Source organism: Pseudomonas sp. 14P_8.1_Bac3, from assembly GCF_025466085.1.
Classification (GTDB): Bacteria; Pseudomonadota; Gammaproteobacteria; order Pseudomonadales; family Pseudomonadaceae; genus Aquipseudomonas.
Genome location: NZ_JANLOD010000063.1, coordinates 17,050 through 28,904 on the forward strand (window position 1 = coordinate 17,050; position 11,855 = coordinate 28,904).

8 protein-coding genes are annotated in these 11,855 nt (G+C 62.0%); 2 read left to right on the plus strand and 6 right to left on the minus strand.

Annotated elements, in window-relative coordinates; translation table 11 throughout:
• Positions 1-157: 157 nt before the first annotated feature.
• From NTD84_RS19760 to glgA, 5 genes are read right to left on the minus strand one after another with little or no spacing between them, the layout of a single operon-like run.
• Positions 158-496 carry a DUF2934 domain-containing protein gene (locus NTD84_RS19760; RefSeq protein WP_262168849.1) on the minus strand — a complete coding sequence of 113 codons (339 nt, stop codon included), beginning with the start codon at positions 494-496 and terminating at the stop codon, positions 158-160.
• A complete protein-coding gene (locus NTD84_RS19765; RefSeq protein ID WP_262168852.1) occupies positions 480-3,284 on the minus strand; it encodes a malto-oligosyltrehalose synthase in 2,805 nt (934 codons plus the stop codon). Before NTD84_RS19765 ends, NTD84_RS19760 begins: the two co-directional genes overlap by 17 nt.
• Entirely contained in the window at positions 3,281-5,359 is a 2,079-nt protein-coding gene (malQ, locus tag NTD84_RS19770; protein ID WP_262168854.1) for a 4-alpha-glucanotransferase, read from the minus strand. Before malQ ends, NTD84_RS19765 begins: the two co-directional genes overlap by 4 nt.
• Positions 5,356-7,152, minus strand: a complete 1,797-nt coding sequence (gene treZ, locus NTD84_RS19775; RefSeq protein WP_262168856.1) for a malto-oligosyltrehalose trehalohydrolase — start codon at positions 7,150-7,152, stop codon at positions 5,356-5,358. The genes malQ and treZ overlap by 4 nt, the downstream gene beginning before the upstream one ends.
• A gap of 14 nt (positions 7,153-7,166) precedes the next feature.
• On the minus strand, positions 7,167-8,753 hold the full coding sequence (gene glgA, locus NTD84_RS19780; protein ID WP_262168860.1) for a glycogen synthase GlgA: 1,587 nt from the start codon (positions 8,751-8,753) through the stop codon (positions 7,167-7,169).
• 555 nt (positions 8,754-9,308) lie between these two features.
• On the opposite strand from glgA, the gene NTD84_RS19785 reads away from it, so the two are divergent.
• Entirely contained in the window at positions 9,309-10,121 is an 813-nt protein-coding gene (locus NTD84_RS19785; protein ID WP_262168862.1) for a crotonase/enoyl-CoA hydratase family protein, read from the plus strand.
• 7 nt (positions 10,122-10,128) lie between these two features.
• Complete coding sequence (nudC, locus tag NTD84_RS19790) at positions 10,129-10,959, plus strand: NAD(+) diphosphatase (protein WP_262168866.1); 831 nt, start codon at positions 10,129-10,131, stop codon at positions 10,957-10,959.
• On the opposite strand, the gene NTD84_RS19795 is transcribed toward nudC, so the two are convergent.
• Complete coding sequence (locus tag NTD84_RS19795; RefSeq protein WP_262168869.1) at positions 10,927-11,706, minus strand: TSUP family transporter; 780 nt, start codon at positions 11,704-11,706, stop codon at positions 10,927-10,929. The genes nudC and NTD84_RS19795 overlap by 33 nt on opposite strands.
• Positions 11,707-11,855: the final 149 nt, after the last annotated feature.

Genomic DNA, 11,855 nt, shown 5'->3' on the forward strand with positions numbered 1-11,855 from the left:
CTCACGAGCAACGCGTTGATTCAGTCACTACGCGTTATCGCTGACGTCCATCGCGAGCAGGCTCGCTCCTACAGGTACAGCGTTTTTTGCGGACGAGCGCGTCCGCAGTGGCGAGCGGGCTCGCCACGCGTTCAATCGAATGCGATGAAGTGAAGCGTTAAACCGCCGGTTTTTTCGTGCTTCGCGGTTTTTTCTCGGCAGCTTTTTCACCCGGCGGGGTGACTTTCGCCGCTGCTGAAGCAGGCTTGGCCTTGGCTTTCGAGGCCGCAGCCTTGCCATTGGCCTGGCCGTTGAGCACGCCATCGGCTTTTACCGTCGGTTTGGCGGCGCTTGTCTTGCTGCCGACAGCCTTTGGCGATTTCTTCGGCGCCAAGGCTTCGGCTTCCGCCAGCTTCCGGGCCATCTCCCAATGACGTTCTTCATGGCCTTCAGGCTTCCCTTCCGATTCCCAGATCTGATAGGCAAACTCGCGGATGCGTTTATCGTCGGTGCTCATCGCTATGCTCCTGAACTGAACTCAAAGTTTGGATAAAGAGATTGACCGGGAAATCCCCCAGCGCAGCGCCAATCGTCAGCTCCTTGTTTTCTGTGACTGCGACGCTGGAAAAAAGTCCCTTTAGATTTTCGCCAGGGGTGGTGAACGGTAATTTGACCCGTGTATCGCCCCACTGCGGCGCGCCGACCTGAGGTTCGGCACTGTTTTTCAGCAGCGCTGCACAATGGATCGGCACGATCACGATGGCCCGCTGCCGGTTGCAGGAACGCGCAAATGCCAGCACCCGGTGTGCCTCACTGCCGACCACTTCCAGCGCTTGATACGACCCACGATGAAACAGCCCGGCGTGCTCGGCGCGCAGGTTCAAGGTGCACGCAATCAAGGTTTGCTTGATGCGCCCGTCGCGCCAGTTCGTCAGCAGGCCGGGCAGGTCCAGTGGACGTTGCAGGGCTTGTTGTCGGTTGGCGTAATCCACCGGACGCCGGTTATCCGGATCGACCAGGGAGAAGTCCCAGTACTCATTGCCTTGGTACAGGTCCGGAATCCCCGGCACGGTCATGCGCAGCAAGGTTTGCGCCAATCCATTGAGTGCGCCGGGGACGGCGATGGACATCGCGGCTTTACCGAGGGCTGCGCGCAACAGCTCACCTTCGGGACTCAGCAGCAGACGTTCGAGGAATTGGCGGGTCGCTTGCTCGTAAGCCTCGTTGGGCGCGCTCCAGCTGCTTTGCAACTTGGCTTCGCGCAGGGCTTTTTGTTGCCACTGCCACACCCGTTGAGTGTAGTCCTCGAACGCCGCGGTATCGTCATTGCGCAGATCCAACGGCCAACTGCCGAGGAGCGCCTGGTACAGGATCAACTCGTCGCCGGCCGTCGGCATCAGGTCGTCATCGCGCAAGGGCCGGGCCAAGGTCTGCCACAGCGGCACCTGCTCGGCGAACCAGGCGCTGCGCTCGCTCAGCACCGCCAGCCGGGCGCGGGTGTCTTCGCCGCGCTTGTGGTCGTGGGTCGCGGTGGCCAGCAGGTTGTCGGGAAATTCTTCCAGGCGATTGAGGCACGCCGCGTGGAAGTCTTCCACCGGCGCGCTGAACTGCTCGGTGCTGAAGCCCACGTCATTGCGTGACAGCAACACCGCCGAGCGATAGAACGCGGTGTCTTCCACGGCCTTCGCCGCCGCTGGCGACGTCAGTTGCTGGAAGCGTACACACGCATGCTTGAGTATCTTGCGCGGACGACCCACCGGACGTTTGCGCCACGGCTCGCCGCCCAGCCAGTTAGCCAGGCAATCGAGCACAGGCCAATCGGCCTCGCCAAGGGTTTGCCGCGCACCGTCCATGGCTTGCTGGAAAAACACATCGTCCTGGTCGGAACGCCCGCGAGGACTGATATAGGTGCGATACACCGGGAAATGCACGATCAGTTCCTGCAACGCTCGGCGAATCGCACCGAGGGTCAGGTCACGGGTCATCAGGTCACCCCGGGCTACTTGCAGCAACGCCTGGGCGACGCTTTCGAAATCCCCGGCCAGGGAACCGTTGAGAATTTGCTGACGGGCCAGTTGCGCTTCCTGACGGAAATCCGCCGGCCGTTCGCTGTAGCGGCTCCACAGCTCACCCAAGGTTTCGGCGCCGGCAGGGTCGTGTTGCAGCAACGACAACTGGTTCATGAATTCGTAACCGGTGGTGCCATCTACCGACCAGTCACGGTGCAGGGTTTCGCCCTCGCCAAGAATCTTCTCGACGTAGATGGGCAGGTGCCGTCCGGGCGCCAGACTGTCGACCCGACGTCGCAGCTTGCGGCAATAGCCGCGCGGATCGGCGAGTCCGTCGATGTGGTCGATGCGCAGCCCGTCGATCAATCCCTCTGTCACCAACTCGAAGATCTTCGCGTGCGTCGCTTCGAACACCGCCGGGCGCTCTACACGCAGACCGCCGAGTTCGTTGACATCGAAAAAGCGCCGCCAGTTGATGTCGTCCGCCGCCGTGCGCCAACTGGCGAGACGGTAGCTTTGCCGCTCCAGCAATTGATGCAGGCGCTGAAAGCCTTCCGGAGTCAGCGAATCGTAGGCTTTCAGGTTCTGTTCAATGAGTTGCAGCAGCGCCGGATCGGTGGCCAGATCGCGCAGCTGGTTTTTCAGCGGCAGCGCCAGGCCGTGGGCGTCGGTCTGGTAACTCAAGGTGCTGAAGCGGTCCGCCAGGGACTTGAGTTGCTCGTCATCGGCTTTCAGCAGTTCGCCGTACTGCATCGGGCAGATCGGGAAGTGGTGATCGTAGTGCTCGACGTAAAACGCGCCATGCTGCGCATCGAAGCGCAGGGGCAGGGTGCCTTCCTGTAAAGCCACGCCGTAATCACTGCCAAGGAAGGGCAGCAGCAACTGGCCTTCCATCATCGGATCGGGGGAATGCCACTGAATGTCGAAGAACTCGCCGTACGGGCTCAACCGTCCCCATTCCAGCAAGTCCAGCCACCAGGGATTGTCGCTGCCGCCTACTGCCATGTGGTTGGAAACGATGTCGAGGATCAGGCCCATGTTCTGCTCGCGCAGCGCACTGACCAGCCGGCGCAATGCCGTTTCGCCACCCAGCTCCGGGTTGACCGTGGTCGGGTCCACCACATCGTAGCCGTGCATGGAGCCGGCACGGGCGCTCAGGATCGGCGAGGCGTAGACATGGCTGATGCCGAGCCTGGCGAAGTAGGGCACCAGCGGCACCGCATCGTCGAGGGTAAAGCCTTTATGAAACTGCAGGCGCAGGGTGGCGCGCAGGGGCTGAATGTTTTGCTGGTTCATCGGTCACGCTCGGCGGCCTGAAGTCGCGCGCAGGCGAGCAGTTCCAGGCGCCGGGCGGCGTCCGGGTGATCGAGCAGTGCTTCGCTGTCGCCGGGCAAGCGGCGCGACCAGTTCGGATGCGAATCGATGGTGCCGGGCAGGTTGGCCTGCTGTTCGATGCCCAGGGCATCCTCCAGCGGCAGCAACACCAAAGGCGCGCGGGTGTGGCCGAGGAAACGAATGGCCGCGTCCAGCACCTGATCGGTTTCGTGGGACTCCTCGCGGAAGTTCTGCGGGTCCTCGCTCAGCACCCGGCGCAAGCCCTCGCGTTCGCGCTCGCGATGATGGCGCGAGTCGATTTCACCCTGGGCGTCGACCAGCCCCAGTCGGGCATTCCAGTCGATATCGCGGCCATGCCACCATCCATTGAGCGTCGGCAGATCGTGAGTGCTGGTGGTCGCCAGTGCGTTGTCCGGCCAGTCGAGGATGGGCTTGAAGTGGGTGTTGTCCTGTTCGAACAGCATCACGCGCATGCCCAGAATCGAGCGGGCGATGAGTTTCTCGCGCAAGCCGTCTGGTACGGTGCCCAAGTCTTCGCCGAGCACGATCGCCTGATGACGATGGGACTCCAGCGACAGCAAGCGCAGCATGTCGTCGATCGGGTAATAAAGGTAAGCGCCATCTGCGGGCGATGCGCCGTTGGGGATCACCCACAAGCGTTGCAGGCCCATGACGTGGTCGATGCGCAGGCCGCCGGCGTGGGCGAAGTTGGCCCGGAGCATTTCGATGAAGGCGCGGAAACCGTTGCGTACTAGCCCTTCGGGCGAGAACGCGGAAATCCCCCAGCCCTGGCCGCTGCGATTGAGAATGTCGGGCGGCGCGCCGACGGTCAGCGAGGCGAGCAATTCGTCCTGGCGACTCCAGGCCTGGCTGCCACCGCCATCGGCACCAACCGCCAGGTCGGCGATCAGGCCGATGCTCATGCCGCTGCTGCGGGCCGCCGTTTGGGCGCGCTCCAGGCAGCGAGTGATCAGCCATTGGCAGAAGGCGAAGAAGCCAATGCGCCCGGCGTTCTCTTCGGCAAATTCGGCCAGCGCCGCACTGCGCGGGTCACGCCATTGTTCCGGCCATTCGCGCCAGTCGGGGTTTTCGCCCTTGGCGACCCGGGATTCCTGAATGGCTTCGAAGCGGCAATGGTTCTCCAGCGCTTCGCCGCCGGAGTGGCGAAAGCTGCTGAAATCAGCATGCAACGGATGTTCGCCCTGGACAAACCCTTCGTAGAGCGCCTGCAACAAACGATGTTTGACTTCTGCCGCGACCGGCCAGTCAATCAGCGGCAGCGTTTCCAGGTGCTTGAGTTCAGCGGCCAGTCCCGTGGTATCGATCGCTGTGCGCAGGGCGCGCTCACCGAGGATGGCACCGGGCGCTGCGTACAGGCTGTTGAGGAACAAGCGGCTGGAAGGCGAATATGGGCTGTAGCGCTGGGTGTCGCTGCTGAACATGGCGTGCAGCGGACTGATCGCCAGGGCTTCGGCACCGCGCTCACCGGCCACACGGGCGAGGTCTTCCAGTGCCTGGGTGTCGCCGAAACCGCCATCGCCGGGACGGCGCAGCGAATACAGCTGCACGCTCAGGCCCCAGGCACGCGGGATCGGGTTGTCGACCGCATCGCCGACGCTGTAGCAGCGGGCGGGCGCAACGGCCAGGGTAAACGACTGCCCGTCGATGTCGACGTGCTGATAACCGACCGGGATCAAGCCCGGCAAGGTGGCTTCGGCATCCAGTTTCAGGGTCAGCCGCGAGCCGTCTTCGAGGTGGATTTCGCAAGGGGTTTCGGGATCGAAATAATGCGCGAGGTTCAGTCCGACGCCGAAGTCCGCGGTCAACAGTGGCGGCAAGTGCCGGGTCTGTTGCACCTGTTGCAGTTCGAGCAGGCTGGCGTCGATTTCCTGGGCGCTGCTGGCCGGGTGGCCTAGTCCGGTCAGGACGTTGCGTAACACTGATGGAGCGACTTTCTGTGGGCGGCCATTGGCGTCGATCCAGTCGACCGCCAGGCCAGCTCGGCCGGCCAGTATTTCCAGTTGCGCATCGCTCATTGGCGCTCTCCATCCGGGGGTAGCAAAGGGGCTGCGGCCGTGAGACTGACAAGCGCGCAATACGGGGCAAGGGTCCCCTGTTCCAGCAGATCGATGGACTTCGGCGGGTGTTCGAACACTACCGAAGCGTCGGCCTGTGGAAAGTGGACCACTGGCTTGTCACTGAGGTTCAGGTCAATGCGTAGCAGGCTGCCGTCGCCCAGTTGCCAGCGCGCCGTGACCGCGCCCCTGGCCAGCACCTCGGCACCCAGCGGATGAGCACCGGGCACGTGCGGCACGATTCGTTCGTGACGGATGTTCAGCAGTTGGCGATACAACTGGTAAATGGCTGAGGCTTGATCCGCCGCCAGATCAGGGCGGGAGTCTTCGAAGGTCTGCTGCGCGTTCGGGTCGGGAATCCGTTCACGTTTCTCCGGATCGGCAAAGGCGTCGAACGCGGCGAATTCGTTACGCCGGCCTTCACGAACCAGCTCCGCCAGTTCGCCATGATGGCTGGTGAAGAACAGGAATGGCTGCTCAGCAGCGAACTCGTCGCCCATGAACATCAGAGGGATCATCGGCGACAACAGCAGCAACGCGGTCGCGGCTTTCAGCGCGTCCGGGTGAGCCAGCCGCGCCAGCCGTTCGCCAAACGCCCGGTTGCCGATCTGGTCATGGTTCTGCAAGAACAACACGAACGCACTGGGCGGCAAATGCCCGCTGGGCTCGCCCCGTGCTTCACCTTCCCGGTTGGTGTGGCCCTGGAAGACAAAGCCCTGGCTCAGGCAGCGCGCCAGTTTTTCCGTGGGATTGTCGGCGTAGTCGGCGTAATAGGCGTCGGTTTCGCCGGTCAACAATACGTGCAAAGCGTTGTGGCCGTCGTCGTTCCACTGCGCGTCGTAACCTTCCTGCAGCAGGCTGGCCTGATTGTGCTCGTTCTCGACCGTCAGCCAGACATGCCGCGCCGGGTCGATCTGCTGGCGGATGCGTTGCGCCAGTTCCTGGAGGAAGTCCGGGCTTTTGATCGCGTGCACCGCGTCGAAGCGCAACCCGTCGAAACGGTATTCCAGCAACCACATCAAAGCGTTCTCGATGAAGAATTCCCTCACCTCGCGGCGCTGGAAATCAATGGCCGCGCCCCAGGGCGTGTGCTTGTCTTCGTTGAAGAACCCCTTGGCGTACCGGTGCAGGTAATTGCCGTCGGGACCGAAGTGGTTGTAGACCACGTCGAGAATCACCCCGAGGCCATGGCCGTGGGCGGTGTCGATCAGGTGCTTGAGTTGTTCGGGGGTGCCATACGAGGCCTGGGGCGCGTAGGGCAGGACCCCGTCGTAGCCCCAGTTGCGATCACCGGGAAATTGCGCGATGGGCATCAACTCGATCGCCGTGACGCCCAGTTCCGCCAGGCGCGCCAGGTGCGCTTCAACGGCGCTGAAACCGCCCAGTGCGCCGACGTGCAACTCGTAGATGACCGCCTCGTTCCACGGCCGACCCAGCCATTGGCTGTGTTGCCAGTCGTAGGCGAGGGGATCGACCACGATGCTGTGCTGATGCACATCGCCGGCCTGCGCCCGGGAGGCGGGGTCGGGCACTTCAATTTCCCCATCGATGTTGTAGCGATAACGCGTGCCAGCGGGGCAGCGCGCCTTGATCACGAACCAGCCATCGGCCTGAGGCAGTAGCGGCAAGGATTGTCCATCTTCCAGTTCGACACTGACAAAAAACGCATCTGGCGCCCACAAGGCAAAACGCGTGTGTTCTGCGTCCAGCATGATTGCGCCGTGGGGCCAGGTCTCAAAGGACCGTAACGGCATTGTTGAAAAACCTCTTACTGATGTTTCGATTTCCCCAGTGCTTTAGCCACCAGTTGTTCGTAAAGTTCGGCATACGGTTCTACGGCTTTGCACCAGTTGAACGGCGCGGCCATGGCACGGCAACGCATGGCGTTGAGCAGGCCTGGGAAGGCAAAGACCTTGAACGCCCGACTCAGGGCTTCCTGATAGCTTTCCACGGTGGATTCGTCGAACAGGAACCCGGTCACGCCGTTTTCAATGGTGTCCGCCAGACCGCCCGTGTTACGGGCTACCGGCAATGAACCGAAGCGCTGGGCGTACATCTGGCTCAGGCCGCACGGCTCGTATCGCGACGGCATCAGCAGGAAATCGCTGCCAGCGAACATGCGGCGGGCGTCGGTTTCATTGAAGCCGATGCGCACGCCGATCTGGCCAGGGAAACGCAAGGCCAGTTCACGCATGGCCTGTTCTTCTTCAGGCTCGCCGCGACCGATGATCGCGATCTGGCCGCCGGACTTGACGATGTACTCGGACACGGCTTCGGTCAGGTCCAGGCCTTTCTGATACACCAGGCGCGACACGACGGCGAACAACGGACCCTCGGAATCTTCCAGGCCGAACAGGTCGCGCACGTGGGCGGCGTTGACCGCCTTGCCTTCCCAGTCACCGATGCCGAACGGGCGGAACAGGTGCGGGTCGGTGGCCGAGTCCCAGCTCTCATCGATGCCGTTGGGAATGCCACTGAGCAGGCCTTGCTGGGTCTTGGCGGCGAGGAAGCCGTCAAGGCCACAGCCGAAGTCCGGCGTGGTGATCTCCTGGGCGTAAGTGGCGCTGACCGTGGTGATGTGGCTCGAGTAGGCCATGCCGGCCTTGAGGAACGACATCTTGCCGTAGAACTCCATGCCTTCCTGTTGCAGGGCATGCGTGGGAATACCGAGCTCCGGGCACGAGCCCAGGCTGGTCACACCCTGATAGGCGAGGTTGTGAATGGTGAACAGCGTCGGTGTGCGCTGCCCGCGCCAGTGCATGTAGGCAGGGGCGAGGCCGGCAGGCCAGTCATGGGCATGGACCAGGTCCGGGCACCAGTGAATCTGCGCCAGGTTGGCGGCGATGTCGGCAGCCGCGAGGCCGAGGCGGGCGAAACGAATATGGTTGTCCGGCCAGTCGCGGCCGTTGTTGGCGCCGTAAGGCGAACCTTCGCGCTCGTACAGTTCAGGGCAGATCAACACATAAATGACCAGACCGTCGGGCATGTCCATGCGCCCGATCTTGCACGGCGGCAGTGCCGCATGGCCACCGAGTTCGCCAATGATATGAATCGGGTTTTCGCTGTGCAGCACTTGTGGGTAACCGGGAATCAGCACACGCACATCGTGCAAGTGCGCCATGGCCCGGGGCAGTGCCGCGGACACGTCGCCCAGACCACCGGTCTTCACCAGGTCGGCGATTTCCGAGGTCACGAACAACACTTTCTTTCTGTTGGGATTCTGACTGGCCACTGGCGTCAGCGTCTTGGTGCCGGGGACGCTGATCGATTGGGCACTTGGCGCGCTCACGGCGCTCGTTTCGCCGACCTGCTGATGAGCACGTTCTCCCTGAATGTCTAAAGCCGCACTGATCATATGAATCTCCCGTGTTATTGATCTAGTTCTAGGTCTGGCAAACCGTGTTGCAAGGCCACATCCTGTGGCCGGGCGCAAACGCGCGACGCATCGGTCAGCAAACGCTACCCGAGCGTTGAAGCAGAATGGCTGGAGTGGACGCTGCAAGGATTGCACCAGTCGCAACGCACCTACCTGTCAGAGGACCGGCCACTTACAACAAAAGTTTCGATTATTTTTCTACTTTGTGACCGGCCGGTTTTGCCCCGCGAAAATCAGTCTAGGCCAGAACTTAGAGCGCTGAAGGACGGATGGCAAAATTGTTCGACAATCGGTTCAAAGAGGTACGGACGTACCGGGTAGAGGTAAATTGCTCCGACGAAATGCCTGTTTTTTTGCCATCCGGCCCCAAAATGTCACGGGGTGGTCACATGGGTGTGCGTGTGCCAAAACGGCTGCGCACCGTTGTGGTGCAGCTGCAAGTCCCGCTTTTGGCTGAACCGCTGCCTTACTGCTGCAACCACTGCCTTGTTATAGTTCGGGCCTCTTTTTTTGCCCCGGTAGAGAATCATTGCCATGTCTCAATACAGCGCGTTCAACGTCGAACTGGTCGATAAAATCGCCCATGTGCAAATCAATCGTCCGGACAAGATCAATTCGATGAACGCGGCGTTCTGGAACGAGATCATCGATATTTTCCAGTGGGTCGACGAAACCGATGAAGTGCGGGTAGTCGTGCTCAGTGGCGCCGGCAAGCATTTTTCGTCCGGCATCGACCTGATGATGCTGGCCGGCGTTGCCAATGAGCTGGGCAAGGATGTGGGGCGCAACGCGCGGTTGTTGCGGCGCAAGATTCTCGCACTGCAGGCCTCGTTCAACGCCGTCGACAACTGCCGCAAACCGGTGCTGGCGGCGATTCAGGGTTACTGCCTGGGCGGCGCGATTGACCTGATCGCTGCCTGCGACATGCGTTATGCGGCAGAAGACGCGCAATTCTCGATCAAGGAAATCGACATCGGCATGGCCGCCGACGTCGGCACCTTGCAACGCTTGCCGCGGATCATCGGTGACGGCATGCTGCGCGAACTGGCTTACACTGGTCGCTCGTTCGGCGCCGAGGAAGCGCGCAGTATTGGCTTGGTCAATCGCGTCTACAGCGACAGCGCCAGCCTGCTCGATGGCGTCATGGGCATTGCCCGCGAGATCGCCAGCAAGTCGCCGATCGCGATCACCGGCACCAAAGAGATGATCAGCTACATGCGTGACCATCGCATCGACGACGGCCTTGAATACGTCGCCACCTGGAACGCCGCCATGCTGCAATCCACCGATTTGCGCGTGGCCATGGCCGCCCATATGAGCAAACAGAAACCCGAATTTCTGGATTGATTGAAAAATGACTTCACGCTGGACCACCGCAGTACTGGACACCGATCAACCGGGCGGCTGGGCCGTCGCGCGCAGCCCCGAAGGCTTTCTGTTCGACGACAATGGCGCGCTGTTTCCGCGGGAATGGCTCAAGCGCCAGGACCTGCCGATGCTTGCCGAACACGGCATCGGTCATCTGGACGGCGAACCGGTCTACCTGCTGGAGTTGCGTAGCCACGCGGATGTGCCGGGCTGCAGCTGGAAAGGCCTGCGGGCGTTCATGCTCGAAGGCGATCACACCGTTTACAAAGTGCTGGGTTATGCCGCGCAGATCGGCACCTGGGCCCGTGAGCATCGTTTCTGCGGTAACTGCGGGCAGGCGACCAGGCAGGTTCCCCACGAGCGGGCGATGCACTGCGCGCCCTGCGACCTGCGCTATTACCCGCGGATCTCGCCGAGCATGATCGTGCTGATCACCCGTGGCGATGAAGTCCTGCTGGCGCGGTCACCGCGTTTCGTTACCGGGGTCTACAGCACCCTGGCGGGCTTTGCCGAGCCGGGCGAGTCGGCCGAGGACTGTCTGATTCGCGAGGTTCGCGAGGAAGTGCAGATCGAGGTAAAGAACATCCAGTACATGGGCAGCCAGTGCTGGCCGTTCCCGCACTCGATGATGCTCGGCTTTCACGCGGAATACGCTGATGGAGAGATCGTGTGTCAGGAAGATGAAATCGAGGACGCCCAGTGGTTCAACGTGCATGAGATGCCGCCGTTGCCGGCATCTCGCTCGATTGCCCGTTACCTGATCGACGTGTATGTCGCGCGCCGCTTAGGCCACGCTGAACCAGTGCTGCCAGGCTAGGCGCACGGTCAGGCCCAAGACCACGGTGATGAACACCGGACGAATGAACTTGGCGCCGCCGCTGATGGCAGAGCGGGCGCCAAAGAAAGCGCCGACCATCACCGACAGGCCCATGCTCAGGCCGATGATCCAGTCCACTTGCCCGGAAAACACGAACACCGACAGCGCCGCGATGTTGCTGACAAAGTTCATGCTGCGGGCCACGCCGCTGGCCTTCACCAGGTCGATGGGGTACATCAGCAGGCTGCTGACGGTCCAGAACGCGCCAGTGCCGGGGCCGGCCACACCATCGTAGAAACCGAGGCTGAAGCCTTGGGTCGATTGCCACTTCTTTTTGATCGGGGCGTCGCTGTCCAGCGGAGCTTTTGGCGTGCCACCAAACAACAGATAAAGGCCACAGGCAAACACGATCACCGGCAGCATCTTGTTCAGCCATTCGGCGGGCAGGTAATGCGCGACCACGGCGCCGCTCAGCGCACCGACCAACGTGCCAACGATGGCGTGCACCCACTGCCGGGGGTGAAACAGCTTGCGCCGATAGAAGGTGAAACTGGCGGTGGCCGAGCCGAAGGTCGAACTGAGTTTGTTGGTGCCCAGTACCAGGTGCGGGGGTAGGCCAGCGGTCAGCAACGCCGGGGTGGTCAACAGGCCACCGCCGCCGGCAATGGCGTCGATGAAACCGGCAATGAACGCGACAATGGCGAGAACGGCCAGGGTGGTGAGGTCTACGCTGAGTTCGAAAGGCATGGAAAAATCGGCTTATTCGGCAGGCAGCAAGGGGCTGCGGGGAAGGGCCGATATCTTACCCAGATCCAGGCCGTGCGGCGACTTGTGTGACCTCTTCGCGAGCAAGCCCGCTCCCACATGGGGTGCCGTGTGGGTGCGGGCGTGGTCGC